The sequence below is a fragment of the Pseudomonas sp. SWRI179 genome, from assembly GCF_014268705.1.
GTDB classification, from domain to species: domain Bacteria; phylum Pseudomonadota; class Gammaproteobacteria; order Pseudomonadales; family Pseudomonadaceae; genus Aquipseudomonas; species Aquipseudomonas zanjanensis.
On sequence record NZ_JABWRA010000014.1, the window covers coordinates 40,405 to 66,485 of the forward strand.

Consider the following 26,081-nt stretch of genomic DNA (forward strand, 5'->3'; position numbering starts at 1 on the left):
TTTATGTGTTTTCCCGTGGTAGCCACTTGGCTGATCGGCATGAGTCATGGGGCGTTCTCGGTCAACGGTGTGATGCGGTAGCGCAGGCCTTGGGGCAGGCTCATTTCAAAATCCAGCGGTTGTGTGTAGCGCACCTGCCAACGATTCTCGAGGCTCCGTTGCGAGGCCTGTTGTCGCGCCGCCGGGTAGTTGCCGGGCAGCTCGACCTCAGGCGTCAGGGCGAACAGCAGGGCGGCGAACAACTCCCGGGCCTCGGCATTGGGGGGCAGCAGACCGTCGGCCTGCCACTGGCCATCGACTAGGCGCTGGCGGGCCAGGGGAATGCCCAACGGGTCCATCATCGACCAACGGATGCCAGTGCCTTCGCGCTGGACCACCAGCAACCAGTCCTGACGCTGGCCGGCCATTGTCCGCTCGACGTGCAGTTGCATCGGCAATGCCAGGGTTGGCGTGCGGGCGGGCAGTGGTGCCTGGCTGGCGCAGGCACTGAGCAGCAACACACAGGCGATCAACAGGCCACGGATCATCCTGCAGCCCCTTCGCAAGGCTTGCGCGCCACCACGTTGACCAAGGTTTCCTCACGTTCGCCAAAGGGCTTGGGCCGGCGTAGACCGAAGCGCTCCAGCAGGCCGAAATCCTTGGCGCGGCTCCACCACAGGTACGGGTAGGACACGTTGCGTTCTTCGAACTGGAACCCTTGATCGCGGATCATCTGCAGGTACTGCGCAGCACTTTTCTGTACGTGCATCGGGTGGCGGAACAGCCAGCGGATCACCCAGGTGTCGATGTAGGCTTCGGTGGATTCGGCGAACAGCAAATAGCCGCCGGGCTTGAGGACGCGGTAGAACTCGGCGAGGGCTTTTTCCTGTTCGACCAAATGATGGAACGTCTGGTGGCAGAACAGCAGGTCGACGCTGGCGTCGGGCACTGCCAAGGTCGCGCAGTCGCTGCCGATCAGCTCCACGGCCATGCCCTGGCGCGCGGCTTCCTCCCGGCTCAGGTCGAGGCTGTGAGGGTCGGCATCCACGCCGATCAGGCGTTGTGGTGCGAACGCCTGGCGCAGGTACTGGAACGACTTGCCCTGGCCGCAGCCGGCGTCCAGCAGTACCGGGTTGGTCGGCAGCGCGGTGCTGAACAGGCTGCGCAGGTCGTTGATCGCCACGCGCAACACATGGTGCTGCCAGGTGTGGCTGCGCAGGAACCAGAAGCCGAAGCGGGTTTCTTCGACGTAGTTGTCGCTCAGGTAGCTCATGGTTGCTGACTCGGCGCCGGGCTCGCGCAGATTTCCGAGAGCATGCGCAGGCGCCGCTTGGGTTCACTGACGAACGGGTTGCGCTGATCCCAGGCGTAGCCGGCCAGGATCGAGCTGATCATGCGGCGGATGTCGTCAGAGCCTTCAGTGTAGAAAATCACGTCCTGGAAGGTGCCGGCGTACCAGCCTTCGACGTAGCAGCGGAAGGTATCGACGCCGCGCTTGAGCGGTTCGGCGAACTCACTTTGCCAATCCACGCTTTCCCCTTGCAGCTGACGGTGGAGCACGTCGGCGGCCATGCTCGCCGACCGCATGGCAATGGTCACGCCGGAGGAGAACACCGGGTCGAGGAATTCCGCGGCGTTGCCCAACAGGGCAAAGCCCGGGCCGTGCAGCGTCTTGACGTTGGCCGAGTAGCCGCCGATGGTCCGCGCCGGAGTATCCCACACCGCGTTCTGCAGTACGCCGGCCAGGCTCGGGGTTTCGTCGATGAAACCGCGCAGGCACGCATCGAGGTCGTCGGTGCGGCCGGCGAAATGTTCCGCCGCCGCGACCACGCCCACCGAGCAGCGTCCGCCACTGAACGGAATGGTCCAGAACCACACGTCGCGTTTGCTCGGGTGGGTGGTGATGAGGATTTTTTCCCGGTCGAACGCCGGGGCGTCGATGCGATCCTCGATGTGGGTGAACACGGCCTGGCGCACCGGGAAGTTCGACGGCGCCTCGAGGTCCAGCAGGCGCGGCAGGACGCGGCCATAGCCGCTGGCATCGAGCACGAAGTCGGCTTCGACAAGGTACTCGCTGCCGTCTTCGCGCTGCACGCCCAGGCGTGGCTTGGCGAGGCTGAAGTCGGCGCTGGTGATCGCTTGGCCGTAACGGATTTCCACGCCTTGCAAGGCAGCCTGGTCGGCCAGCAACTTGTCGAAGTCGGCGCGTTGCACCTGGAAAGTCGTGGGCTTGCCGTTGCTGAAGGTCTCGCCAAAATCGAAGGCGCTGTAGCGTTCGCCCCAGGCAAACGCGGCGCCGTTCTTGCGCTGGAAGCCGGCGGCATTCACCGCGTCGAGCATGCCGGCTTCTTCAACGAAATCCAGGCAATGGGACAACAGGCTCTCACCGATGGAGAACCGTGGAAAATGCTGGCGCTCGATGACCAGCACATCGTGGCCCTTGCGCTTGAGCAGGGCGGCGGCGATGGCACCGGAGGGGCCGGCACCGATGATGACGACCTGGCGATATTCCGTTTCAGTGACAGGCATGGGGATTCCTTGAATATCCGGGGTCATCGTTGATCTTCTTGAGCAGGTATAGGGTGTTCCTGGCGCCCGACCCACGGCGCCAGCATGAAACTGAAGGCCAGCCCCAGGCTCACCGCCAGGCCGAAGTTACTCACCGCGGGTGTGCTGGACAATGCCAGCAGGCCGAACGACAGCCAGGTGGTGACCGCTGCCAGCAGGGTGCCCAGCAGGCTCACGGCGGCACCGCCGATCTGTTCGCGCATCAGGATCGCGTAATCGACGCCGATGGCCGTCACCAGCAACAGGCCGAACAGGCTGAACAACGTCAGTGGTTGTCCCAGCCAGCCGAGGCTCGCCAGGCTGCATAGCGCGGCCAGCAACGGCAGGGCAACGATGCGCAAGGCCGCGCTAACCCCGAAAGGCCAGATCAGCAGCAGCACAATCAGCACGCAGGAGGCCAGTTTCAACTCGGCGGCGCTGACCTGCGTGGCGGCGAAGACCTGGTTCAGGTCACCCAGGCGATCCACCAGTTGCACGCCCGGCAGGTCCAAGGCTTGCACGCGTAGCAGCGCGGCATCGTTCAAGCCTTGCAGGCTGATCATGGCGGCCACGCCTTGCGTCGTGGGGCCGAGCCAGAGTGTGCGGTACGGCTCGGCCAGGGGACCGGCCAGCGCGGCATCGATGTCTGTCACCGGCAAGGCCTGCAATTGCGCCAGCTCCCCTTGCAGTGCGGCGACCGGCACGCCCAGGTCAAGCAGCGGTTGCCAGAAGTCCGGCAATCGGGCCAGTGCTTGGCGCACTTTCTGCTGGTCGGCGGGCGGGCTTACCAGTTGGTTCAGTGACAGGTAGCCTTGGAGTTTTTCCAGGGCGATCAACTGGTCCAGTCGCTCGTTGAGGGCGGTCTGGCGCTCCAGCAGTTGGGGCTGATCATCGGCGCGGATCAGGAAGAACTGGCTGGTGGGCTGAAAGCCGGTGATGCGCGCGATGTCGCGGGCTTCGTCGGTGAGGTGCTGGGGCGTGCCGATCCATTGGCGGATGTCGTTTTTCGTGGTCAGGTGCCAGAGGCCGCCCGCGCAGACGCTCAGCAACAGCACCAGCAGCACCGGCGTGGGCACCCTTGCCAATAACGCTTGGCGGATCTGGAGCAGGCATTCGCACAGCCGCAGCGGCCACTGGGCCGGACGCAGGTCTGCGCCTTTGAGCAGCGCCGGCAACAGGCAGACCGCGGTCAAGTAGGCGCCGACCAGCCCGGCGGCGGAGAATATCGCGATCTGGGTCAGGGCCGGGAACGGCGTCCAGGCCAGGGCCAGGTAGCCGATGCAGGTGGTTGCCAGGCTCAGGCTCAGCCCCGGCAGGGTCAGGCGCAAGGCCGGCCAGCTGCGCCACGGCTTGAGGCTCCAGCTCTTGGACAGGTAGTGCAGCGGGTAATCCACCGCGACACCGATCAGGCTCGAACCCAGCACCAACGTCATCACATGCATGCGTCCGAACAACGCCACGCACGCCACCGCGCCGAACAGCATGCCCACCAGCACCGGCACGAACGCCAGCCACACACGCAGGCGCCGGAAGGCCAGCAACAGCAGCATCAAGATGCCGATGGTTGCACCACCGCCAACCCAGGTGATTTCCCGCGACGCCTGTTGCTGGCCGCTGGCGGCGTACAGCAGGCCACTGGCGGCCAGCAATTGCCCTTGGGCCTGGCTCGCCTGGTCGCGGCTGCGTTGCAGCAGCTCGGCCACTTGCAGCGGCAGGTTCATGTCGAACGCGTTGCCCTGGGCGCGGGCCCGCAGCATCACCCAGCTTTTACCGTCGGCATCGGCGACCAATGCACCGCTGCCGATGTCGAATTGGATCGCACCGCGTTGTGGCTGGCTGTTCTGGATACGCCCGGTCAGGCCCAGCCAATCGTCCTGGTTCGGCACCAGGCTGAAACCGCTGAACGGATCGAACAAGGCCTGCACCCGCTGCTGGATGAAGGCCTGGGGCTGCTCGATCAATTGCTCCCGGTCCGCCGCCGAGAGCATCGCCAGCCGGCCGTTGAGCAGTTGCGTGCGCAGCGCCGGCACGTCGGCCTGCAGCGTCCACTGCACCTTGTCGAACAGGCCGCTGGCCTGCCATTGCTCGCCCAGGGTTTGCGCCAGGGCGATGGCTTGCTGGCGATCGGTATGGCCGACCAGCACCAGCACCTCGCGGTTGAGCGGCTCCTGCATGCGCTGCTCGGCGATCAGCTCCAGGGCGTCGGGCGATGTGCCCGGCACCAGCTCCATGAGGTTGGCCGACAGCGGCGCGCCGTTGCGCCATTGCCAGCCGGCGAGCGCGAGCACCGCCAGCAGCAGGATCAGGAACAGCCGGGGCAGCATCCGTTCACTCGGCAAAATCATGTTGCTCCGCTTCGCTCAAAGGTTGCGCGGCGGTAGCGTCCAGCATGCGCAGCACGGTGCTGTCGCCCTGGGTTTCCAGCAATTCGATGCGCTGGACCAGTTCGCCGCCGTCGATGTTGATCTGGTTGAAGACTTGCTTGAGCAGCACCGAGCGCGGGGTCAAGGTGAGCTTCCACTGCTGCGGCTCGCCCGACAGGCTCAGCTCGAAATCCCGTTGCAGGCCACTGCTGTCGCCCTGCAATACCGCCAGGAACAGCCGGTTCTGCTCGGCGCCGGCACTCTTGTTCGGCAGCATTTGCCAGGCATTGCCGTCCCGCCGGGCGATGCCCTGGGCGGTGATGCGGTAGTCCTGTTGCAGCGGGGTTTGCAGCAACCACAGCAGCCCGTGGTTTTTCGCCAGCACGAAGCGGCCCTTGCTGGTGAGGGGTTGGGGCAGGGCGCGCAGGTGTTTTTCCTGGATGAACTGGCCGTGGATCACCTCCGGGCGGGCCAGCTGGTCACTTAATTGTTGTAGATCGAACGCTTGGGCCAGCGGCGACAGGCTGCACAGCAGCAGCCAGATGAACAGGCGCTTCATGACAGTTTCCTCTCGACGGCTTCGACAAAGACCCGTGGCGAGGCCAGCAGCATCTCGCGAGTGGCCATGTCCACGGCCACTTGCACTGAACTGGCCCGGGTGAAGCGTTCGCCTGTCGCGGCGTCACTGATCAGGTAATTGATCTTCAGCCGGTTTTCCCACTCCACCAGGCTGGCGCGCACGGTCAGGGCCTGGCCGAACACGGCACCGCGTACGTAGCGCAACTGCAGGTCGATCACCGGCCACGCATGGCCCGATTCGAGCATGTCGTTGTAGTTGTGGCCGATCAGGTCGAGCAGGGCACAGCGGGCCACTTCCAGGTATTTGACGTAATGGCCGTGCCAGACCACGTTCATTGAATCGACGTCGAAAAATGGCACCACGATCTGCGTGTCGACGTGCAAAACACCTTGGCTACGCATGCAGCCTCCAGTGTTGCTCGGCGATGCGTTGCAGGCACAGGCGCAGTTCGCCTTCCAGGGCGCGGTCTTCGATGACCGGCGGGAAATCCTCGGCCAGTTGCTGGTGCATGGCGGCCAGGGCCGGTGGCAGTGGACGTGCGTCTTCGGCACGGCTGCGCAGCCAGACGCCCTGGTTGGCGGCGAGCAAGGTGGCGGCGGCCACTTGTTCGGTCAGTTCCAGCACGCGGATCGCATCCCGGGCGGCGATGGTGCCCATGCTCACCTTGTCCTGGTTGTGGCACTCGGTGGAGCGCGAGAACACGCTGGCCGGCATCGTGTTTTTCAGGGCTTCTGCGGTCCAGGCGCTGGTGCCGATCTGCACGGCCTTGAAGCCGTGGTTGAGCATCGCTCGCTCGGCACTGGCGCCGGAAAGGTTGCTCGGCAGGCCATGGTTGTAGCGCTCGTCCACCAGCAGCGCGAGTTGCCGGTCCAGCAGGTCGGCGACGTTGGCCACCAGGTTCTTCAGGCTGTCCATGGCGAAGGCGATATGCCCGCCGTAGAAATGCCCGCCATGGAGCACGCGCTCGGCTTCGGCGTCGATGATCGGGTTGTCGTTGGCGCTGTTGAGTTCGGTTTCGATGAACCCGCGCAGCCAGCCCAGGCTGTCGGCCAATACCCCGAGCACATGGGGGGCGCAGCGCAGGGAATAGCGATCTTGCAGGCGATGCAGTGGCGCGGTCGGCGCGTCGATTGCCAGGTCCTTGCGCAGCCACGCGGCGACTTGCATCTGCCCCGGATGTGGTTTGGCGGCGAACAGGCGTTCGTCGAAGTGTTCCGGGTTACCTTGCAGGGCGACCACGTTCAGCGCGGTGATGCGGGTCGCCAATTGCAGCAGGTAGTCGGCGCGGGCGAAGGCCAGGCAGGCCAGGCCGGTCATCACCGCGGTGCCGTTCATCAGCGCCAGGGCTTCCTTGGGCCGCAGCACCAGCGGCGTCCAGCCCAGTTCACGGTGCACGTCGGCGGCCAGGCGGCGCTCGCCACGGAACATGACCTCCCGTTCGCCGGAAAGCGTGGCGGCGACGTAGGACAGCGGCGTCAAATCGCCGCTGGCGCCCACCGAACCTTCTTCCGGAATCAGCGGCAGGATGTCGTGTTCGAGAAAGGCCTGGAGGCGTTCCAGCAGTTCCACCCGCACCCCCGACACGCCGTGGCACAGCGACTGCAAACGCGCCGCGAGCACGGCGCGAGTTGCCTGGGCGTCGAGCAGCTTGCCCAAGCCGCAGCCGTGGAACGTGTACAGGTGACGGGGCAGGGCCTCGACGTGGTGCAGCGGCACGGCCACCACGCAAGAGTCGCCGTAACCGGTGGTCACGCCGTAGATCACGCCTTCCTTGTCCAGCAGGGAATCGAGGAATTGCGCACCCTTGGCGATGCGCAGGCGGAACGCCGGGTCATCCTGCAACTGCGTCGGTGCCTGGCGGTTGGCCAGGGCCAGCACGTCTTCAATGCGCAAGGGGCGTTCGCCGAAGGTTACCGGCTCAAGAGTGGGCATCGTCATCGGTCTTCCAGAAAGGGTAAAAGTTGAACCACTGTTGCGGGCCCTGGAGGCAGTACTGCGCCAGGCGTTCGGCGTAGCGGGCGGCCCAGTGGGCGATCACTTGCTCACGCTCGTTGCGCTTCCACGTCACGGCATCGGCGAAGGGTTCGAGGGTGACGCGATAGCGCCCCTCGTGCTTGAGGCACATCAGCAGGTTGACCGGGCATTTGAGCAGGCCGGCCAGCAACCACGGGCCTTGCGGAAATGCCGCCGGGTGACCCATGAATTCCACGGTCACGCTGCGCCCGCCGTGCAGCGGCACGCGGTCGCCGGCAATCGCCAGCCATTCGCCGCGCTCCAGGCGTTCGCTCAGCTGCAACATGATCACCGGGTCCAGTTCGCTGACCTGGATCAGCCGCAGGTGCGTGGCGCCGGCTTCGCCCAGCAAGCGGTTGAACTGCTCGGCGTGCTTGGTGTGCACCAGCACGTTCATGGTGACTTTCTCGCCCAGCTCGGCCAGGGCCCGGCACATCTCCAGGTTGCCCAGGTGCGCGCCCACCAGCATTTGTCCGCGGGCATCGCGCAGGTGATTGCGCAACAGCGCCGGGTCGACGATTTCGATCTGGTCGATGCTCAGCTTGCCGTTCCAGACGTCGAGTTTATCGAGCAGGGAATCGGCAAAGGCCATGAACTGCCCGAACACCCGCCAGCGGGTCGGGCGCAATTCGGGACGTGCGCTCCAGTCGGCCAGGCGTTGCTGGTATTGCCAGGCCGCCTGCCGGGCGCTACGACCGAAAATGAAGAAGTACAGGACGATGCCGTATAGCACCGGCGTCAGCAAGCGCCGGCCGAGCACCTTGGCGGCGAGGGCGGTGAGTTTCATCAGCCAGTAACTGCCGCGCTCCTGGCGGTCGGCCCAATGCTGTTTGTCTGCCTGAAGACTCATGCCCGCCACCGTCGCCAGAGTATCAGGGGAAAGCGCACCAGCATGCCGAAGAACAACCGGGTGTGCATGCTGGAAATCAGCACGTTGTCGTGGAACAGGCGAAAGTGCGAAACCCCATCCTGGGGGTAATGGACCCGGGTGTGCAGCCAGTGCATCGGCTGATTGCGCCAGGCCAGGCGCACGAGGATGTCCGAGTCGAAATCCATGCGCTTGCCGATGTTGGCCGAGTCGATCACGGCCAGGGTCGGTGCCAAGGGATAGACCCGAAAACCGCACATCGAGTCGCGGATTTTCAGGGACAGGCTGTTGATCCAGACCATGACGTGGGTCAGGTAGCGCGCATACAGGCGGCCTTTCGGCACGCTGGCGTCGTAGTGCGGATACCCACAGATCACCGCGTCCGGGTGGGCCCGGGATTGCTCGATGAACGTTTTCACGTCGCCAAGATCGTGCTGTCCGTCGGCGTCCACCTGCAGAGCATGGCTGAAACCCAGGCGCGAGGCTTCGCGCAGGCCGGCCATCACTGCACCGCCCTTGCCCTGGTTGACGGCCAGCCTGAGCAGATGCACCTGCTCGCCTTCGGCCAGCCGTTCCAGCACCGCGGCACACGCCGGGCTGCTGGCGTCATCCACCAGCACACAGGGCAGGCCGTTGGCGAGCAACGCCAGGACCACCGCCGAGATGGCGGTTTCGTGGTTGTAGACCGGGATGACGGCGCAGGGGTTATGCATGTTTTCTGCCCTTCACAAATCCATTGTGGCGAGGGAGCTTGCTCCCGCTCGAGTGCGAAGCGCTCGCTCTTGCAAAACCAGGGGCTGCTTCGCAGCCCAGCGGGAGCAAGCTCCCTCGCCACAGTGATTTGTGCAGATGCCTAAGCATTGTTGCCCCCCAACACAATCCGCCCACTGGAGCACGCCGCCGTGTCATTGCGGAAGGCAAAGTACAGCTTGCCGCGCTCGCGGTCGAAACGCAGGTGCAGCTGGATTTCATCGCCGGGGCGCACCAGTTGCTGGAATTTCAGCACTTCCATGCCGACAAATCGGGGCGGCAGGTCCAGCAGTTGTCGGCCGAGGCTCAGGGCCCAGTCGACCTGCACCACGCCCGGCAACACCGGCGCGGTGGGAAAATGACCGCTGAAGTACGCCAGGTCTGGCGGCACGATCAATTGCAGGCTCCACTCCCCATCGGTTTCGACTCGCTCCAGGACTTCGGGGCCTTTTGGACGTGGCGCCAGCAGCAGCGCCTCGACCTCGGCCTGGGGCAACTTGCCCTGGGCGTTGAGCGGCAACTGCCGCAGCCAGCGCCAGCGCCGTGGCAGGGCGAGGGTTTCGCAGTGGGCGCTCAGGTGCCGGCGCAGGCCCTCGGTAACGGCGCGTCTGCCCTGGTTGCGCAAGGCATGCAGGCCGGCATCACTCAGCGCCACCAGCGCGCCAAGGGAGGCACGATTCTCCTGCACCACGCCCAATCGCGCTTCGCTGACCCAGTCGTGGGCCACCAGTGCTTGTTCCAGCATCGGCAGGGAAATGCGTTTTTCTTCAAGCTTGACGATACGGTCCAGTCGCCCGAGCAGCTCGAAGCGCCCGTCGTCGGCGATCCGCGCTGCGTCAGCGGTATGTTCCACATGCCCGGCCGGCAGATAGGGCGAAGCGATCAGCAAGGCGCCGTCGCTGTCCTGGCTCAACTCAACGCCGGCAAAGGGTTGCCACAATCCGCCGCCCTGGCGCCAGGCGATGCCGCCGGTTTCCGAGCTGCCGAAAATTTCCGTCGGCCATTGTCCCAGGCGTCGCTGCAAGCTTTGTGCAGCCTCGGAGGGCAAGGCGCCGCCAGAGGAAAACACTCGGCGCACGCTGCTCAGGGCCGGCCAATCGAGGTTGTCGCCCATGCGCTTGAGCAATGCCGGGCTGGCGACCCAGGCGAACGCCGGTTGTTCGCGGCTGGCCCGTTGCAGGTCCTCGGGAAACGCCAGTTGCCGACGCATGAATGGACGCCCGGCGCACAGCGGCCACAGCACCCGGAACAGCAGCCCGTAGATGTGCTGGGCGGCCACGCTGCCGATCATGCAGGCCGGGCCGAGGTCGGCGCCCCACAGCTGTTCCAGGGCCTGGACTTCGTTACTCAACTGCCGCAGGGTTTTCTCGATGCGCTTGGGCTCGCCGCTGGAGCCGGAGGTGCACAGGCTCAGCCAACAGTGATCGAGGTTCAGTTCGGCGCCATCCATCGGTGCGTGTCGCACGTCGCCGGGATGGGTGTCGCCGGGCTGGTCGGTCAGCCACAGGTCCACGTCCGCCGCCCAGCGCTGACGTGTCTGCGCTTGCAGGTCGGCGGGCAGCAGGACCCGCACCCCGGCACGCCAAGCGCCGAGCAGGGCGATGGCCAGGTCGGCGGCATCGTCCAGGTGCACCGCCACATGCCGCGCGCCCCTGGCTTGCAGGCCGGCCGCCAGGCACAACGCCGCCTCCCGCAGTTGCGAATGATCCAGCGCCGGAGCGACCGTAACGGTGCGTTCCGGCTGAGCCCTGAGCAACATCTGCTCAAGTGTTATCCAATTCATGGGCGGCCTCTTACCCGTTGTCGTATGAGCCATTCAATGGCAAACAGCAGCCCCATCAATCCGTAGGAAATCAGGCCGGTGTACAACATCCACCAGCTCAGCGGCGCCCAAAGGGTCAGGGCGGCGGCGAGCAAACCGTTACACAGGAAAAACACACACCAGGCCACCGTGACCTGGCGGGTATACACCACGGCCTTGGCCGGCAGCTGCGGTTCGCGCAGGCGGGCCAGGCGTTCAATCATCGGCGGGCCGTATTTCAGGCTCAGGGCGAACAGCCCGAGCATGAACCCGCTGATCAGCACCGGGTACCAGCGCAGCAGGAGCGGGCTGTCGAACAGCGCGAGCAACACACAAAAACCGATCGCCGTGACAGCCATCCAACGGCTGCCGGCGCCGCCCTTGCCAAGCAACGCCCGGGCCAGCCACAGGCTCCCCAGCAGCAGCCCGAACTGCCACGGGGCGAAATGCTCCATGCCGAAATACACCGCAAAGGGGTACAGCAGGCCTGCCAGTAGCAGGCCGAGGCCAATCAGCCGGGTCATGCGGCCGGTTGGACCAGTCGATAGACCGCCTCGACCACGTCATTGACGGTGCGCACCGACTTGAATTCTTCGGCCGCGATTTTCTTGCCGGTCTGGCGCTTGATGTGATCGATCAGGTCGACCGCATCGATGCTGTCGATTTCCAGGTCCTGGTACAGGTTCGATTCCAGCGTCACGCGTGCTGGGTCCAGTTCGAAGAGTTCGACCAGGGCATCACGCAGGGTGTTGAAAATGTCGTCACGAGTTTGCATGGTCGGTCTCAGGCGCTTTTTGCAGTGACGAAGGCCGCAAGGCTTGCCACATTGCTGAAATGGTTACGGGTGTCCTTGGCGTCGGCGTCGATCTTGATGCCATATTTTTTCTGGATCGCCAGGCCAAGCTCCAGGGCATCCACCGAGTCCAGGCCCAGGCCTTCGCCGAACAGGGTCTGATGGTCGCCGATGTCGTCGATGCCGATGTCTTCCAGGCCAAGGGCTTCGATGATCAGCTGTTTGATGTCACGGTGCAGATCGCTCATCTTCGGCGAGCTCCTTGATGTAATAGTGATGCAAGAAATCGTTGAGCCTGCGCGAAGCCTGGGGTGGCGGGCCGAGCGCGGCGAACGCCTGTGGGTCTATATCGGCCCCGACGTGAAAACTGAAGTGCACGCGACACCGAGGGATGCGATACCAAGGTTCGGCCTTGGTCAGGGTCGTGGGGTTGACCTTGATCGTGACGGGCGTGAGGATTTTCGCACCCCGCAGGGCAATGGCCGCGGCCCCCCGATGAAAGGCCGGCACCTGGCCTGGCTGAGTGCGCGTTCCTTCGGGAAAGACGATCAGCGTCTGGCCATTTTGCAAGGCGTCGCTGGCGGCATCGAGCATGTCCATGCTGCCGTCGTTGCTGATGTATTGGGTAGAACGCAATGGACCACGGGTGAAAGGATTCTCCCACAGGCTTTGCTTGACCACGCAGTTGGCGTCGCGCACCAGCCCGATCAGGAACACCACGTCGATCAGCGACGGGTGATTGGCAATGATCATCTGTCCGGGACGCCCGAGCCGTTCGGCACCATCGATCTGGTAGGTGAGCACCCCGGTGCGGGCCATGAATCGGATAAAGAACCAGAACAACCGCCCGACGGTGCGACGAGCCCTTTGTCGGTGGGCCTTGGCATCCCCGGGCAACCAGGCCAGCAACGGGAACACCAGCAAACGCAGGCACAGCCCGCCCAGCCCGAACAGGGCGAAGCTGGCGGCGGTCGCGACCAGGCGCCAGTAATAGGCGTCGCGATGTTTGCCGGTCACCGGTTGCGTTGCCAGGTCCATACACGATTCTTCCAGGCATGTTGGCAGGTGGTTTCGTTGTTCAGCAGGGTACGCAACAGATCCAGGGCATGGGGCCAGTCGCTGCCAGGCGAGTGGTCGGCCTGTGCGGACAGGTCCAGTTGCCAATCGTCGCCCGGGGTCAGCAGCAGGCCCACGGCATAGGGAAAAGGCACGTCATTGACCCACGGCGCGTAGACCTGCGGCGGTTGTTCTTCGGTAATCACCAGCAACACCGCCGGCGAGCCTTCGTTCAACAGCGCTGCGGCCTCCAGCACGCCGTGCTCCAACCCATCGCCCGTGGCGGCCAGGGCGGTCATTTCGCTGGTTTCGCCGCGCATGATCGACCACAGGCCGATCACCGCGTTATGGACCGACAGGCTGAATTGGGTCGGCGACAAGGGCAGGTCGGCCGCCAGGTCCTTCAGAATCTCGAAAGTGCGCGGGGTTTCACCGTGACGGGAAATAAAGACCAACGGTAGGGCCGGACGGCCCTCGGCCAGTGGCCAGCCGACGCTGAAGGCCATCCGCGCCAGGCGACTGAGGCGCCGGCGTTGCATGGCGGGCAGGAACGAGACGTCAGGGGCGGCATCGCTGGCTGGCAATACGACCGGCTGTCGGCTCCATGCCTGCCAATCATCCACGCTTTCGAGCCCAGGGGCCCATGCGCGCCATTGGGCGATATTGAAATTGATCACAAACTTCACCCCACCCCTGCGGGCTTTTATTGTCACGGTTCAGTGGTTTGACCCGCGTCCAACCCTGCATGGCCTTGCGACCCAAGTGGCGCGCATTATCCCGGTGCGGTTGGCTTGTAGCAAATACTGGTTACATTTTGTCCAGCAAAAACGTACGGGTTGGTCCGCTCAGTGCCAGGCAAGACCATTGTCGCGATCATCGCAAGTTTGTCTGTCGGTTGTTCCTGTCATTGACTGGACTTAATTGACGCCTGAATCGTTGGAAAAGCCACCGTCGCTGTAGTCCTTCTACGCAGAAGGTAGCTAAGCGGTGTCGCGCCCTACTACACTCGGGAATCTTTGATACACGGAGGTTTTGACATGCGGCGTGTGGTGTTCAATCAGAAAGGTGGCGTGGGCAAGTCCAGCATCGCCTGCAATCTGGCGGCGGTCAGCGCCAGCGAAGGCTATCGCACGCTATTGATAGACCTGGATGCCCAGGCCAACTCCACTCAATACCTGACTGGCCTGACCGGCGATGACATCCCCATGGGCATTGCCGATTTCTTCAAGCAGACCCTGTCGTCCGGGCCGTTCTCGAAAAAGAACAAGGTGGATATCTACGAAACACCCTTCGACAACCTGCATGTCATCACCGCCACGGCGGAGCTGACGGACCTGCAGCCCAAGCTCGAGGCCAAGCACAAGATCAACAAGCTGCGCAAATTGCTCGAAGAGCTGGAGGAGGATTACGACCGGATTTACCTGGACACCCCGCCAGCCTTGAATTTCTATGCGGTTTCGGCGCTGATCGCCGCTGATCGGGTATTGATACCTTTTGACTGCGACAGTTTTTCCCGTCAGGCCCTGTACGGCCTGCTGGCGGAAATCGAAGAGCTCAAGGACGACCATAACGAAGGCCTGGAAGTCGAAGGTATCGTGGTCAACCAGTTCCAGGCCCGCGCCAGCCTGCCCCAGCAGATTCTCGACGAACTGATCGCCGAAGGCCTGCCGGTGTTGCCGGTGTACCTGAGCAGCTCGGTGCGCATGCGCGAATCCCACCAGGCTAGCCTGCCGCTGATCCACCTCGACCCGCGACACAAACTGACCCAACAGTTCATGGAGTTGCATAGCCTGCTGGAAAGCGCCTGAATCTGACCTGTGCAAAACCAAGATGTGGGAGCGGGCTTTGTGGGAGCAAGGCTTGCCGCGATGAAAACGCCGCGGTCTCTTGAGGACCGCAGCGCCTGGATCGCGAGCAAGCTTTGCTCCCACAAAGCTCGCACACATTTATCTCATGGCTTCAAATCCCCTGGCTGCGCAACCAGCTCATCAATTGAGGCAAGGGAAACGCCCCACTCTGGCGCGCCACCTCCCGGCCATCCTTGAACAGAATCAGGCTGGGAATCGAGCGGATCCCCAACTGTGCCGACAACTGCTGGTTGGCCTCGCTGTCGAGCTTGGCCAGCCGGCATTTGCCCGCCAGTTGCGCGGCGGCCTGTTCGAACACGGGCGCAAAGGATTTGCATGGCCCACACCAATCGGCCCACACATCCACCAGCAACGGCAGGTCGCCTTTGATCTGGCTGGCATAGTCGCCTTGCTTGAGTTCGAACGGCTTGCTCAATAACACCTGGGCCTTGCAGCGCCCGCACTTGGGCTGGTCGCCCAGGCGTTCGGCGGGTATGCGATTGAGCCCGTTGCAATGGGGGCAGGGGATCAGCATCAGGTCAGTCTCCAGAAAATCATTGGCACAGATTGAACACTATATAGAAACCACTGCAAAAACCTGTGGGAGCGGGCTTGCTCGCGAATGCGGTGTGTCAGACACCTAGATGTCGACTGACACACCGTCTTCGCGAGCAAGCCCGCTCCCACATTTAGTTCAGTGTTGCCAGTTATTTTGCGTTGGTCAGCGTGTTGTAGCTGGTCATCAGGTTGCGGTAGTCCGGGATGTGGTTGGAGAACAGGGTCGCCAGGCCTTCCACGTCGTTGCGCCAGTCGCGGTGCAGTTCACAGGCCAGGCCGAACCAGGTCATCAATTGCGCACCGGAGGAAGACATGCGGTCCCAGGCCGATTGACGGGTCAGTTCGTTGAATGTGCCAGACGCATCGGTGACCACGAACACTTCGAAACCTTCAGCCAGGGCTGACAGGGCCGGGAAGGCTACGCAGACTTCGGTGACGACGCCGGCGATGATCAGTTGTTTCTTGCCAGTGGCCTTGATTGCCTTGACGAAATCTTCGTTGTCCCAGGCGTTGATCTGGCCAGGACGGGCGATGTACGGCGCGTCCGGAAACAATGTCTTGAGCTCGGGCATCAACGGGCCGTTGGGGCCGGTTTCGAAGCTGGTGGTGAGGATGGTCGGCAGTTGGAAGTACTTCGCCAGGTCAGCCAGGGCCAGTACGTTGTTCTTGAAACGGTCCGGGTCGATGTCGCGTACCAGCGACAGCAGACCGGCCTGGTGATCGACCAGCAGAACGGCGGCGTTGTCTTTGTCGAGACGGTTGTAGGAAGTAGTCATGGCGTAGCCCTCATTAAGTTTTGTTTGCCGAAGGTTTCGGCGTGGTTAAGGTTTTGAATTCGGTGCAGCGATTATTGGGTGACTCATCTGGCCGAAGCGCCGGTTTGAATCCGTGTTGCGTTTCGATGGGTGTAGATTAAAACTGGCACCTTTGAAGCGCTAGACTGCGAAAATCAGCCTTAGCGTTCTATCTGGAGAACGATCATCGAAGACCTCAACACGCTTTACTATTTCACCCAGGTGGTCGAGCACCGTGGGTTCGCCGCGGCCGGCCGGGCGCTGGACATGCCGAAGTCAAAGCTCAGCCGGCGTATCGCCCAGTTGGAAGAGCGGCTCGGGGTACGGTTGCTCCATCGCACCAGCCGCCATTGCACGCTGACGGAGATCGGCCAGGCCTATTACCAGCGCTGCCTGGCGATGCGGGTCGAGGCCGAGAGCGCGGCGGAAGTGATCGAGCGCAACCGCTCCGAACCCCAGGGGCTGGTGCGCATCAGTTGCCCGACGGCGCTGCTCAACAGTTGGGTCGGGCCGATGTTGACCCGCTACATGCTCAAGTACCCGCGGGTGGAGTTGTTCATCGAGAGCACCAACCGCCGGGTCGACTTGATCCATGAAGGGTTCGATATCGCCTTGCGGGTGCGCTTTCCGCCGCTGGAAAACACCGACATGGTCATGAAGGTGCTGAGCAACAGCACCCAATGCCTGGTGGGCAGCCCGGCGTTCCTTGAGCGCTTGTCTTCACCGGCCTCCCCGGCGGACCTCAACGGCTTGCCCAGCGTGCACTGGGGCGCGGCGCAGCGGGAATACCAGTGGGAGTTGTTCGGCCCGGATGGCACCCGCGCGCTGATCCGTCACGCGCCACGCATGGTCACCGACGACCTGCTGGCCCTGCGTCATGCGGTGCTGGCAGGCATCGGCATCGCCCACCTGCCCACCGTGGTGGTGCGCGAAGACATCGCGGCCGGCCGGCTGGTGGAACTGGTGCCGGGCTGGACGCCGAAATGCGGGATCGTCCATGCGATCTTTGCCTCACGCCGCGGGTTGCTGCCGTCGGTTCGTACGCTGATCGACTTTCTGGCCGAGGAGTTCAGCCACAGTGATATGGCGTAGGACGGAGACAGTAATGCCACCGGATTCTCCTTGTGGGAGCGGGCTTGCTCGCGAAGACGGTGTATCAGTCAACATCTATGTGTCTGATACGCCGCCTTCGCGAGCAAGCCCGCTCCCACAGGAACTCACACTCCAGGCTTTTCCAAGGACATTTATCAAGGTTGCCATTCATCAGGTGCGCCGCACTGAAAAGCTGTCGCGGCCTCAAAAAGACACCACGTACCTGTTTGCAGACTCAGGAGGTCCCATGAGCCATCCTCAAGACCCAGCCACTCCCCAAACAGTGGACAACCCCAACGACGACGGCTTCGTCCTCGGCACCGCCGGCCGCGATGAAGACCCCAACGCCGCCCCGGCCTACGCCACCGACCGTCGCCATGATCGGGACGAACTGACCCCTGAAGACGCCCGCGGCATGCCCGGTTATCCCGAGGAAAAGCCGCCGGCAAAACCCAAGGAGAAGGGGGTTGAAGAGGCAGAGCCGGGGATCGAGACGCCTGAGCAGGGGAACGATAAGGTTGGGTGAGTAACCTGCGATAAATTGAAGATTGCCATCGCGAGCAAGCTCGCGATGACTCTCGTCCAGACATCCTGAATCCGTGGCGAGGGAGCTTGCTCCCGCTCGGCTGCGAAGCAGTCGTCGCTTTTGAGGTTTTGGGGCTGCTGCGCAGCCCAGCGGGAGCAAGCTCCCTCGCCACAAAGGCTGCGTAATCTCTCTTGCCGAGGTTATCGCAATTTACGATAGATCCAATCTGTGGTTAGCTCATCCATAGCAAAATGCGATGAGAAAAAATATGAGTCCCCTAATAGAACAAGTCGCCGCCCATTGGGAGTTTGTGTCTCCCTTGCTGCGTAAGCCCAGGAGCGAAGAGGATTACGACCGGTTGGTCGCAGCGCTCGATGAATTGTTGGAGTTGGTTGGCGAAGAAGAAGCCCATCCGCTGATGAGCCTGGTGGACATTATCGGTGAATGGATCGAGGCCTGGGATCATCAACACCGACCGATGCCCAAGGCCACTGGCGTTGAGGCGCTTCGTTATTTGATGCGCGAGCATGGGAAGAGCCAGAGCGACTTGCCGGGTGTCGGTACCCAGTCGGTGGTATCGGAGATATTGAGCGGCAAGCGTCAGCTCAATTTAAGGCAGATCCGCTGGCTGGCGGAGCGCTTCGGCGTATCGGTTGAGACCTTTATTTGATGGCTTGGCGCACTAACTGTGGCGAGGGAGCTTGCTCCCGCTCGGCTGCGAAGCAGTCGTCGCTTTTGAGGGCTTGGGGCCGCTGCGCAACCCAACGGGAGCAAGCTCCCTCGCCACAGGGGGATGCGCTATGTCGACTGGCGGGGTTCGACGTTGTCCAGTGCCCGGTTCGCCAGTAAAACGCTTAGTTCGATCAATTGCTGAATGCCTAGGGCGACTTGCCGCCTGGAGCCTTTCAGGTCGAATGCCAGGTCGCTGACCATGGCGTTGGCCGAGGCCAGGTTTTCGCTGAGGTTGGCGAGCAGGGTTTCGGTGTCGACGCCATTGACGACGGTGAACAGTTGGCTTGGATCGGCCTCGGGTTTGCTGGGTTTTGGGTTGAGGTAGTAGTCGAGGACGCGGTCAGCTGTTTCGTCGAACTCTTTTGAGTTCGGGTTGGCTGGGTCGGTATCTGGCGGGTTGGGGGTTGCTTTGAACATAGATGAAACTCCTTGATGAGTGGAGTCGTCCCCCGTCGCTGCTAAACGAAGAGGGTGGCGGCTGTACGCGGGTTAGCAGACCAGGCATCAAGGAACCCGGCGCACCGAAGTGCCCCACGCATAGCCGCCATAATGCTGACAAGTCGATGATGATCGACTGTTCGAATGGCGACGCTGGCGTGCCTTGATGTTGTTCGAGCTGCTAAACCCGATCGCTGATTTTCAGCGACGGGGAAACGATAAAGCCCGAGCCCAAGGCGCACAAGCCGGCGGATTCTGGCGTAGTTGTAGGCAATGGCGCAAGGCGGCGTAGCCTGCTCCTACGTGGTCCTACATCGAAATAAACGCGGTGATTGCAGGGCTCTTGTGGCGAGGGAGCTTGCTCCCGCTCGGCTGCGAAGCAGTCGTCGCTTTTGAGGGCTTGGGGCCGCTGCGCAGCCCAACGGGAGCAAGCTCCCTCGCCACAGGGTTATGTGTTTGGTGGGAGGTCTGTTTTAGCCAGGGCCTGCGCTACGACGAGCAACTGATCTCCAGATGTTTGCCCCATTCCGGCGGGCGCTCGGCGTAGCTGTCCATGCCCGGTTGTTCTTCAAATGGGTGACTCAAGACGGTGTGCAGGCGGCGGACTTCGTCGTAGTCGCCTGATTCGGCGGCGTCGATGGCTTTCTGTGCCAGGTAGTTGCGCAGCACGTACAGCGGGTTGACGGCGTGCATGCGGGCGCGGCGTTGGTCTTGATCGACGGGGCCTTCGCGGTTGACGCGGGCGGTATAGAGCTCGCCCCAGGCGTCGAAGCCCTTGAGGTCGACGAAGTCGTCGCGCAGGGTGGCAATGGCTTGCTCGGGCGCCTGGTCGCCGAGTCGACGGAAGAACAGGCTGTAGTCGACGCCGCTGTTCTGCATCAGTTGCAGCAGGCGTTCCACCAGTTTCTGGTCATCCTCTTCGGCGACGGTCAAACCGAGGCGGCGGCGCATCAAGTCCAGGTAGTGAGCCTGGTACAGCGGCAAGTACAGCCCGAGGGTCTCACGCAGCGCGTCGACGCTGATGAAAGGGGTCAAGGCCTGGGCCAGGGCGCTGAGGTTCCACTGGCCGATGGGCACCTGGTTGCTGAACGAATAGCGGCCCTGGTCATCGGAGTGGTTGCAGATGAAGTTGGCGTCGAAGTCATCGAGGAAGGCGAACGGCCCGAAGTCGAAGGTGATGCCCAGGATCGACATGTTGTCGGTGTTCATCACGCCGTGGCAGAAACCGTAGGCCTGCCATTTGGCAATCAGCTCGGCGTTGCGCTCGACGATTTCGCGGTACATCGCCAGGTACGGCTCCGGCTGCTCACGGCACTCGGCAAAATGCAGGTTCAAGACGTGCTCGGCGAGGGCTGCGTGCAGTTCGGGTTTCTTGGTGTAGTAGAAGTATTCGAAATGGCCGAAACGCACATGGCTCGGCGCCAGGCGCAGCACCATGGCGGCGCGCTCCTGTTTTTCGCGCCACACGGGGGTGTCCGAGCCGATCACGCACAAGGCGCGAGTGGTGGGGATGCCCAGGGCGTGCAAGGCCTCCGAGGCGAGGAATTCGCGGATCGAGGAGCGCAGCACCGCGCGCCCGTCGCCCATGCGTGAGAACGGCGTCTGGCCGGCGCCCTTGAGGTGCAGATCCCAGTGCTCGCCGGCCTCGTTGTACACCTCGCCCAGCAGCAACCCGCGGCCATCACCCAATTGCGGGTTGTAATGCCCGAACTGATGCCCCGAATACACCATCGCCCGAGGCTCGGTTTCAGCCCAGAGCTTGTGGCCGCCGAAGATCTCGGCGAACAGCGGTGCGTCGGCTTCAGCGGGGTCGAGGTCCAGCAACGCCATGGCCGCCGGGCTGGCGACCACCAGCCGTGGATTGTCGATGGGCTCGGGCAGCACGTGGGCCGAGAAACCGTCGCCCAGGCGAGCGAAACGGTTATCGAAGGTCAGCGTTTCCAGCGTTTTCATGGCCTTCTCCGGCGGGACGCTCGCAGGCAACCCGCAATCAGTCGAGTGTGCCTTGCGGCGGCTCAGGCACCGGCTTGATGCTGGCGACAGCCGAGGGCACGGGCGGAATGGTCTTTTTGTCGGGCTCGGCAGGCACCAGCTTGTATTCCTGGCCTTGCAGGTTCTTCAGATAGATTTCCATCTGCCGGAAGGAGATGTTGATGTGCTCCTTCTTGAATTCCCGATTGATGAAACGGTTGATCTCGTCCAGCACCGGGTTGCGGTCGCCCAGGTCGCGTACGTGCATGCGCAGTTCATGGTCCAGAGTGCTTTCACCGAAGTTCAGGAAGTACACGATGGGCTCTGGCTCCTTCAGCACGCGCGGGTTGTCGCGGGCGGCCTTGAGCAGCAGTTCGCGCACTCGGTCGAGGTCCGAGCCATAGTCCACGCCCAGCTTCAGGGTCACGCGGGTCACGGTGTCGGTCAGCGACCAGTTGATCAGTTGCCCGGTGATGAAGGTCTTGTTCGGGACAATGATGTCCTTGCGATCGAAGTCGGTGATGGTGGTCGCGCGAATGCGGATCTTGCTGACCGTGCCCGACAGGTTGCCGATGGTGATGGTGTCGCCGATGCGCACCGGGCGCTCGAACAGGATCATGATGCCGGAGATGAAGTTGGCGAAGATCTCCTGCATGCCGAAACCCAGGCCTACCGACAGTGCCGCCACCAGCCATTGCAGCTTGTCCCAGCTCACGCCCAGGGTAGAGAGCGTAGTGACGAAACCGACGCCGGCGATGACGTAGGACAACAGCGTGGTGGTCGCGTAAGCGCTGCCTTGGGCAAGGTTGAGCTTTGACAGCACGAACACTTCCAGCAAGCCCGGCAGGTTGCGTGCCAGGGCGAAGGTAATGCCGATGATGATCAGCGCGCCGAGCATGTCACCAATGCTGATGGGCACCATGCTCATGTTGACGCCGGTACCGCTGGTGTACTCGTAGAGGGTGATGTTGTCCAGGTACGAGAACACGCTGATCAGGTCCGACCAGACCCAATACAACGCGGCCATGAAGCCGCCGAGCAGGGCGAGGCGGATCAGGCGCAGGGATTGCTCGTTGACCTTCTCGATATCCAGGGTCGGCTCTTCGACCACCGCTTCGCCGTCGCCGGCTTCCTTGGCCGCCTGGCGCTTGGCCAGGGCGCGCTGGTAGGCCAGGCGCCGCGCCGCGACCGACAGGCCGCGCACGAAGGTGGCTTCGATCACCAGCCAGAACATCAGCAGGTACAAGGTATTGATCAGTCGGTCGCTGAGTTTCAGCGCGGTGTAGTAGTAGCCGAAGCACACCGCCACGAACAGGGCGATCGGCAGCGCGGTGAACAGCACCCCGACGGCCTTGCGAAACAGCGAAGTGTTCTTGTGCGTCGGACTGCTCAGCAACAGGCGACTGAGCAGCCACGCCATCAGCGCGTAGCAGGTCAGCACCACCGGCATGCCGAGCACGTCATCGGCCAAGGTCGAAGGTTGCAACTCGGCCACGGCCACCACGGCCACCAGCGCCAGTACCACCAGCCCGAGCCGGCGAATCCAGCCTTGGAGGAATTCGACCTGGGGTTTCTCCCAACGGAAATGCAACTCGGCCACGCCGCCTGGCGCCAGCACCCGATAGGCGGTGTAGAACACCAGCCAGGCCTGGCCGATCTGCAGCAGCGCCGCGCCGAGGTTGGCGTTCTGGCCGCGTGCGTCGATCTGCAAGGCATAACCGCAGAGGGTCAGTGCCAGGGCTACCGGCATGGCCAGCAGGATGTTGATCAGGATCGCCTGGGGCGTGTGCCACTGGCTGTCGCGCTTGAAGTGGCCGACGTCCTGGTGAACCTTGTTCAAGCGGGCATAGAGATTCTTGCGCCGCCACAGCAGCACGCCGATCAGCAGCACCAGGGGCAGGAACAGCAACGGGCGTTGGGTCAGGCCATCGGCCAGTTCACTGAGGCTCGACGCCCAAGGCAGCGAGTCGATCTGTTTCTCCAGGCGCGTCGGCACGGCACGCATCCATTCGAAATCCAGCGGCTTGTTGCTGGGAATCCAGAACATCTGCTCTTCAAGCGTCGCCCGCAGGTTCTGGGCGGTGCTGAGCAGTTGCTTCTGGTTGAGCTGCAAGGTGATGGATTCGTTGAGTACCGCGCTCAACTCCCGGTTCAGGCGCTCCAGCAGGTCGACGCGGGTCAGTGCCAGCTCCAGCAAGGTCTTGCGCAGTTGCGGCGTGGCTTGTTCCGAGGGTTGCGAGGCCAGCAGGTTGTCGACATAGGCACTGGGGTTGTTCAGCAGCTCACGTTGTTGGCTGACTTCGAACTGGTACAGGCGGATGTCGGCGATCTGGTCGGCCAGGGTCTGGTCCAGCTTCAGGCGCGGCAGGGTCTGGCGCTGCTTGTAGAGAATCTTGGAGAGCAGCAGGCTGCCCTTGAGCACGCTGATTTGCTCGTCCAGGGCCGCGTCGGTCTGGGTCACGCTGTCCAGCAGTTGCTTGGTCTGCAGGTTCTGCTGGGTGACTTCGTTGAGGCGGTCGGTGCTCTTGAGCAGGTAGTCGGAGAGCTTCAGGTTGGCTGAGCTTTCGGTCGCCAGCAAGCTGCTGCCACCGGCCTTCTGGGCTTCGATGGACTGCTGGGTCACTGTCTCCTGGGACTGGGCCAGGCGCTTCTGGTTGATCAGGTTCTGCAGGTCCTGGATTTCCTGCTCCATGCGGGCGATTTTTTCCATCAGCAGATCGTGCTGGCCGTTGCCCAGGTCCTGCAGTTGGCTGTTGCCGGCCAGTTCCTGGCGGCGCAGCGGGATCAGTGCATTGAGTGCCGCCAACTCGGCGTTGAGCTGGTCGCGCTGCTCGGCGCTGAGGGCCTTGCCGGCGTCTCGCCCGGCCTTGAGAATCGTGTTGATCTGCTGGATGCGGGTCTGGCTGGTGGAGATTTCCGCCTGGGCGCGCTCGGGGCGGGTCTGGGCGGTGATGACCAGGCTGTTGGCATCGGCCAGGGCTTTTTGCAGGTCGCTCTGCTGGGTGGAGCGCTCCGTGAGCATTTGTTCGAGCTGGGGAATCGGCAGGTTGGCATAGCGTTGCGCCACCGGCACCACCGTGGTGCCCTTGAGCCGCGCCAGTTCGCGCTGGTTCTCGATGTTCTGCTTGGGCGCCGTGGCCAGTTGCTGTTTGAGCGCCTGCAGCTTCTGTTCGTAATCAGCCTTGTTGTTGAGCTGGGTCAGCGTGTTCTGCAAGACGGCCTGCAGGGCTTTCTGATCAGCTTCCGGGAGCTTGCGGTCGCCGATCTTGTCCAGGCTGGCCTGTACCGAGACACTGGTGGGCGGCTCGGCGGCGAGCACCGTGCAGATGGAAAGGCTCAGGCCGAGCAGGGCAATGGCGAAAAAGGAGCGCAGGGTAGGCATAGAGACCGGTCAAGCAAGTGAGAGTGGGAGCAGTTTAGAGGAACAAGCCGGGACCCGGGCGACTTCCTTCGGGGAATCTGACGCCCACTTTGCCGATCTTGTTCCCGTCCATGGCCGCGACGGTCCACAGGGTATTGTTCCAGTCCACTTGGTCGCCGACTACTGGCGCACCGCCCACTTTCTGGGCAATGAAGCGGCCCAGGGTCATGTCTGGATCGATGCCGTCCAGCTTCAACCCGTAGAGTGCGGCAACCGCGGCCAGCTGGGCGTCTCCTTCGAGTACGAAGTCGCCGAAGAAGCGCAAATCCAGGCCTCGTTGCGGTGCCTGGCTGAACAGTTTTCCCAGGGCTGGCAAATCGTGTTCATGGCCGATAACACACAGCAAATCATCGACTTCCAGCACCGTACTACCCGACGGATGGAGCAATTGCTGGCCACGGAACAGGGCCGCGATGCGGGTTCCATCGGGCATTTTCAGGTCCCGCAGGGGCGAGCCGATGCACCATTTTTCCTTGCCCAGGCGATAGATGAACAGCTCCCACTCGCTGGTGACGTGCACTTCCAGCGCCGCCCGGGAAATCGGCAGTGGCTCGGGCGGGACGGTCACATGCAACAACTTGGCGACCCACGGCAAGCTCGTGCCCTGCACCAGCAGCGAGACCAGCACGATAAAAAATGCCAGGTTGAAATAGAGCTGCGCCTGGGGCAAGCCGGCCATCAGCGGGAACACCGCCAGGATGATCGGCACCGCGCCGCGCAGCCCGACCCAGGAGATAAACGCTTTTTCACGACCATGGAACGCCTTGAACGGCAGCAGGCCGACCATGACCGACAGCGGGCGGGCAAACAGGATCATCCACAACGCCAGCCCCAGGGCCGGCAGGGCGATCGGCAACAGGTCGTGGGGCGTGACCAGCAGCCCCAGCACCAGGAACATGCCGATCTGCGCCAGCCATGCCATGCCATCGAGCATGTGCAGGATGCCATGGCGGCTGCGCACCGGACGGTTGCCCAGTACCAGGCCGCACAGGTACACCGCCAGGAAGCCACTGCCGTGCAGGGCGTTGGTCAGGGCGAACACGGCCAGGCCGCCGCTGATAACCAGGATCGGGTAGAGCCCGTTGGCCAGGTTGATGCGGTTGACCATCTGCAGCATGAGCCAGCCACCGCCCAGGCCGATCACGGCGCCAATCCCGAACTCTTGCACCAGATGCCCCAACAAGCTCCAGTGCAGGCCGGTTTCACCGCTGGACAGCATGCCGATCAAGGTGACGGTGAGGAACACCGCCATGGGGTCGTTGCTGCCGGACTCGATTTCCAGGGTGGCGCTGACCCGTTCGTTCAGGCCTTTGCCGCCCAGTAGCGAGAACACCGCTGCGGCGTCGGTGGAGCCGACGATGGCGCCGATCAACAAGCCCTGCATCAAATTGAGGTCAAACAGCCACGCCGCCGCCAGGCCGGTCAGTCCGGTGGTAATCAACACCCCGACCGTCGCCAGCGACAACGCCGGCCACAGCGCCACGCGAAAGCTCGACACCCGCGTACGCAAGCCGCCATCGAGCAGGATGACCGCCAACGCGAGGTTGCCGACCAGATAGGCCGTGGCGTAGTTATCGAAAAGAATACCGGCGCCGTCGACACCGGCCGCCATGCCCACGGCCAGGATGATCACCAGGATCGGAATGCCCAGGCGGGACGAAAGAGAACTCACCAGGATGCTCGCACCTACCAGCAACGCGCCGATCAAGAACAGGCTGTTGATGGTCGTTGCAGTCAAAGGCGTTACTCCGGGAGAACTGAAGGACGGGCGCAAACTGACCATGCAGTCTGCGTGCCAGCGATTCTAACCTGTTGAAATGTGATGCTGTCAAAAAAGGTTTGGGAGATCGGGTTCTGGGTGCAGCCCATGTGGCGAGGGAGCTTGCTCCCGCTCGGCTGCGAAGCAGTCGTCGCTTTTCAGGACGGGGCCGCTGCGCGACCCAGCGGGAGCA

Annotated in this window: 25 protein-coding genes; 4 read left to right on the top strand and 21 right to left on the bottom strand. The window is 63.0% G+C overall.

Annotated features, from left to right (window positions below):
- Positions 1–44: 44 nt before the first annotated feature.
- From HU767_RS10375 to HU767_RS10445, 15 genes are all read right to left on the bottom strand, one after another.
- Positions 45–527, bottom strand: coding sequence for a DUF3261 domain-containing protein (locus tag HU767_RS10375; RefSeq protein WP_053117722.1), 483 nt, complete (start codon positions 525–527; stop codon positions 45–47).
- The gene (locus tag HU767_RS10380) at positions 524–1,252 is read right to left on the bottom strand and encodes a class I SAM-dependent methyltransferase (RefSeq protein WP_186706054.1); all 729 of its coding nucleotides are present in this window, start codon (positions 1,250–1,252) and stop codon (positions 524–526) included. Before HU767_RS10380 ends, HU767_RS10375 begins: the two co-directional genes overlap by 4 nt.
- The gene (locus tag HU767_RS10385; RefSeq protein ID WP_186729470.1) at positions 1,249–2,508 is read right to left on the bottom strand and encodes an NAD(P)/FAD-dependent oxidoreductase; all 1,260 of its coding nucleotides are present in this window, start codon (positions 2,506–2,508) and stop codon (positions 1,249–1,251) included. Before HU767_RS10385 ends, HU767_RS10380 begins: the two co-directional genes overlap by 4 nt.
- A 23-nt stretch (positions 2,509–2,531) precedes the next feature.
- Complete coding sequence (locus tag HU767_RS10390; RefSeq protein ID WP_186729471.1) at positions 2,532–4,871, bottom strand: hypothetical protein; 2,340 nt, start codon at positions 4,869–4,871, stop codon at positions 2,532–2,534.
- Positions 4,855–5,448 (bottom strand): outer membrane lipoprotein carrier protein LolA, encoded by a 594-nt coding sequence (locus HU767_RS10395; protein ID WP_186706051.1) that lies wholly within the window; start codon positions 5,446–5,448, stop codon positions 4,855–4,857. Before HU767_RS10395 ends, HU767_RS10390 begins: the two co-directional genes overlap by 17 nt.
- Positions 5,445–5,870 carry an acyl-CoA thioesterase gene (locus HU767_RS10400; RefSeq protein WP_186706050.1) on the bottom strand — a complete coding sequence of 142 codons (426 nt, stop codon included), beginning with the start codon at positions 5,868–5,870 and terminating at the stop codon, positions 5,445–5,447. Before HU767_RS10400 ends, HU767_RS10395 begins: the two co-directional genes overlap by 4 nt.
- Positions 5,863–7,407, bottom strand: coding sequence for an aromatic amino acid ammonia-lyase (locus HU767_RS10405; RefSeq protein ID WP_186729472.1), 1,545 nt, complete (start codon positions 7,405–7,407; stop codon positions 5,863–5,865). The genes HU767_RS10400 and HU767_RS10405 overlap by 8 nt, the downstream gene beginning before the upstream one ends.
- Positions 7,388–8,332, bottom strand: a complete 945-nt coding sequence (locus tag HU767_RS10410) for a glycosyl transferase (RefSeq protein ID WP_186729473.1) — start codon at positions 8,330–8,332, stop codon at positions 7,388–7,390. Before HU767_RS10410 ends, HU767_RS10405 begins: the two co-directional genes overlap by 20 nt.
- Positions 8,329–9,063 (bottom strand): glycosyltransferase family 2 protein, encoded by a 735-nt coding sequence (locus HU767_RS10415; protein WP_186706047.1) that lies wholly within the window; start codon positions 9,061–9,063, stop codon positions 8,329–8,331. The genes HU767_RS10410 and HU767_RS10415 overlap by 4 nt, the downstream gene beginning before the upstream one ends.
- A 140-nt stretch (positions 9,064–9,203) precedes the next feature.
- Positions 9,204–10,883 carry an AMP-binding protein gene (locus HU767_RS10420; RefSeq protein ID WP_186729474.1) on the bottom strand — a complete coding sequence of 560 codons (1,680 nt, stop codon included), beginning with the start codon at positions 10,881–10,883 and terminating at the stop codon, positions 9,204–9,206.
- A complete protein-coding gene (locus HU767_RS10425; protein ID WP_186729475.1) occupies positions 10,880–11,425 on the bottom strand; it encodes a hypothetical protein in 546 nt (181 codons plus the stop codon). Before HU767_RS10425 ends, HU767_RS10420 begins: the two co-directional genes overlap by 4 nt.
- Positions 11,422–11,676 (bottom strand): acyl carrier protein, encoded by a 255-nt coding sequence (locus HU767_RS10430; protein ID WP_186706044.1) that lies wholly within the window; start codon positions 11,674–11,676, stop codon positions 11,422–11,424. The genes HU767_RS10425 and HU767_RS10430 overlap by 4 nt, the downstream gene beginning before the upstream one ends.
- Before the next feature lie 8 nt (positions 11,677–11,684).
- Entirely contained in the window at positions 11,685–11,942 is a 258-nt protein-coding gene (locus tag HU767_RS10435; protein WP_186706043.1) for a phosphopantetheine-binding protein, read from the bottom strand.
- On the bottom strand, positions 11,923–12,732 hold the full coding sequence (locus HU767_RS10440) for a lysophospholipid acyltransferase family protein (protein WP_186729476.1): 810 nt from the start codon (positions 12,730–12,732) through the stop codon (positions 11,923–11,925). Before HU767_RS10440 ends, HU767_RS10435 begins: the two co-directional genes overlap by 20 nt.
- Positions 12,708–13,427: a beta-ketoacyl synthase chain length factor gene (locus tag HU767_RS10445; protein WP_186729477.1), complete on the bottom strand. Its 720-nt coding sequence runs from the start codon at positions 13,425–13,427 to the stop codon at positions 12,708–12,710. Before HU767_RS10445 ends, HU767_RS10440 begins: the two co-directional genes overlap by 25 nt.
- Positions 13,428–13,787: 360 nt before the next feature.
- On the opposite strand from HU767_RS10445, the gene HU767_RS10450 reads away from it, so the two are divergent.
- Positions 13,788–14,558, top strand: coding sequence for a ParA family protein (locus tag HU767_RS10450; protein ID WP_186706040.1), 771 nt, complete (start codon positions 13,788–13,790; stop codon positions 14,556–14,558).
- Between the two features lie 151 nt (positions 14,559–14,709).
- On the opposite strand, the gene trxC is transcribed toward HU767_RS10450, so the two are convergent.
- The gene (gene trxC / locus HU767_RS10455) at positions 14,710–15,132 is read right to left on the bottom strand and encodes a thioredoxin TrxC (RefSeq protein ID WP_186729478.1); all 423 of its coding nucleotides are present in this window, start codon (positions 15,130–15,132) and stop codon (positions 14,710–14,712) included.
- Positions 15,133–15,304: 172 nt separating this feature from the next.
- Positions 15,305–15,931 (bottom strand): isochorismate family cysteine hydrolase YcaC, encoded by a 627-nt coding sequence (ycaC, locus tag HU767_RS10460; RefSeq protein WP_018603387.1) that lies wholly within the window; start codon positions 15,929–15,931, stop codon positions 15,305–15,307.
- 204 nt (positions 15,932–16,135) lie between these two features.
- Here ycaC and HU767_RS10465 point away from each other — a divergent pair, with 204 nt between their 5' ends.
- The 3 genes from HU767_RS10465 to HU767_RS10475 all read left to right on the top strand — a co-directional run bounded on the left by HU767_RS10465 (position 16,136) and on the right by HU767_RS10475 (position 18,237).
- Positions 16,136–17,041: a LysR family transcriptional regulator gene (locus HU767_RS10465; RefSeq protein ID WP_217884362.1), complete on the top strand. Its 906-nt coding sequence runs from the start codon at positions 16,136–16,138 to the stop codon at positions 17,039–17,041.
- Positions 17,042–17,288: 247 nt separating this feature from the next.
- Complete coding sequence (locus HU767_RS10470) at positions 17,289–17,567, top strand: hypothetical protein (protein ID WP_186706038.1); 279 nt, start codon at positions 17,289–17,291, stop codon at positions 17,565–17,567.
- A gap of 268 nt (positions 17,568–17,835) precedes the next feature.
- Positions 17,836–18,237, top strand: coding sequence for a transcriptional regulator (locus HU767_RS10475; RefSeq protein ID WP_186729479.1), 402 nt, complete (start codon positions 17,836–17,838; stop codon positions 18,235–18,237).
- Between the two features lie 128 nt (positions 18,238–18,365).
- Here HU767_RS10475 and HU767_RS10480 read toward each other — a convergent pair whose 3' ends face one another.
- The 4 genes from HU767_RS10480 to HU767_RS10495 form a co-directional block, all read right to left on the bottom strand.
- Positions 18,366–18,716: a DUF6124 family protein gene (locus tag HU767_RS10480; protein WP_186706036.1), complete on the bottom strand. Its 351-nt coding sequence runs from the start codon at positions 18,714–18,716 to the stop codon at positions 18,366–18,368.
- A 510-nt stretch (positions 18,717–19,226) separates the two neighbouring features.
- Complete coding sequence (locus HU767_RS10485) at positions 19,227–20,690, bottom strand: protein adenylyltransferase SelO (protein ID WP_186729480.1); 1,464 nt, start codon at positions 20,688–20,690, stop codon at positions 19,227–19,229.
- Between the two features lie 37 nt (positions 20,691–20,727).
- Complete coding sequence (gene mscK, locus HU767_RS10490) at positions 20,728–24,090, bottom strand: mechanosensitive channel MscK (protein ID WP_186729481.1); 3,363 nt, start codon at positions 24,088–24,090, stop codon at positions 20,728–20,730.
- A gap of 34 nt (positions 24,091–24,124) precedes the next feature.
- Positions 24,125–25,867, bottom strand: a complete 1,743-nt coding sequence (locus HU767_RS10495; RefSeq protein ID WP_186706033.1) for a potassium/proton antiporter — start codon at positions 25,865–25,867, stop codon at positions 24,125–24,127.
- Positions 25,868–26,081 lie beyond the last annotated feature (214 nt).

Coding starts and splice junctions, on each gene's coding strand:
- HU767_RS10375 (WP_053117722.1), bottom strand. CDS start 527: ATGATCCGTGGCCTGTTGATCGCCTGTGTGTTGCTGCTCAGTGCCTGC.
- HU767_RS10380 (WP_186706054.1), bottom strand. CDS start 1,252: ATGAGCTACCTGAGCGACAACTACGTCGAAGAAACCCGCTTCGGCTTC.
- HU767_RS10385 (WP_186729470.1), bottom strand. CDS start 2,508: ATGCCTGTCACTGAAACGGAATATCGCCAGGTCGTCATCATCGGTGCC.
- HU767_RS10390 (WP_186729471.1), bottom strand. CDS start 4,871: ATGATTTTGCCGAGTGAACGGATGCTGCCCCGGCTGTTCCTGATCCTG.
- HU767_RS10395 (WP_186706051.1), bottom strand. CDS start 5,448: ATGAAGCGCCTGTTCATCTGGCTGCTGCTGTGCAGCCTGTCGCCGCTG.
- HU767_RS10400 (WP_186706050.1), bottom strand. CDS start 5,870: ATGCGTAGCCAAGGTGTTTTGCACGTCGACACGCAGATCGTGGTGCCA.
- HU767_RS10405 (WP_186729472.1), bottom strand. CDS start 7,407: ATGACGATGCCCACTCTTGAGCCGGTAACCTTCGGCGAACGCCCCTTG.
- HU767_RS10410 (WP_186729473.1), bottom strand. CDS start 8,332: ATGAGTCTTCAGGCAGACAAACAGCATTGGGCCGACCGCCAGGAGCGC.
- HU767_RS10415 (WP_186706047.1), bottom strand. CDS start 9,063: ATGCATAACCCCTGCGCCGTCATCCCGGTCTACAACCACGAAACCGCC.
- HU767_RS10420 (WP_186729474.1), bottom strand. CDS start 10,883: ATGAATTGGATAACACTTGAGCAGATGTTGCTCAGGGCTCAGCCGGAA.
- HU767_RS10425 (WP_186729475.1), bottom strand. CDS start 11,425: ATGACCCGGCTGATTGGCCTCGGCCTGCTACTGGCAGGCCTGCTGTAC.
- HU767_RS10430 (WP_186706044.1), bottom strand. CDS start 11,676: ATGCAAACTCGTGACGACATTTTCAACACCCTGCGTGATGCCCTGGTC.
- HU767_RS10435 (WP_186706043.1), bottom strand. CDS start 11,942: ATGAGCGATCTGCACCGTGACATCAAACAGCTGATCATCGAAGCCCTT.
- HU767_RS10440 (WP_186729476.1), bottom strand. CDS start 12,732: ATGGACCTGGCAACGCAACCGGTGACCGGCAAACATCGCGACGCCTAT.
- HU767_RS10450 (WP_186706040.1), top strand. CDS start 13,788: ATGCGGCGTGTGGTGTTCAATCAGAAAGGTGGCGTGGGCAAGTCCAGC.
- trxC (WP_186729478.1), bottom strand. CDS start 15,132: ATGCTGATCCCCTGCCCCCATTGCAACGGGCTCAATCGCATACCCGCC.
- ycaC (WP_018603387.1), bottom strand. CDS start 15,931: ATGACTACTTCCTACAACCGTCTCGACAAAGACAACGCCGCCGTTCTG.
- HU767_RS10470 (WP_186706038.1), top strand. CDS start 17,289: ATGAGCCATCCTCAAGACCCAGCCACTCCCCAAACAGTGGACAACCCC.
- HU767_RS10475 (WP_186729479.1), top strand. CDS start 17,836: ATGAGTCCCCTAATAGAACAAGTCGCCGCCCATTGGGAGTTTGTGTCT.
- HU767_RS10480 (WP_186706036.1), bottom strand. CDS start 18,716: ATGTTCAAAGCAACCCCCAACCCGCCAGATACCGACCCAGCCAACCCG.
- HU767_RS10485 (WP_186729480.1), bottom strand. CDS start 20,690: ATGAAAACGCTGGAAACGCTGACCTTCGATAACCGTTTCGCTCGCCTG.
- mscK (WP_186729481.1), bottom strand. CDS start 24,090: ATGCCTACCCTGCGCTCCTTTTTCGCCATTGCCCTGCTCGGCCTGAGC.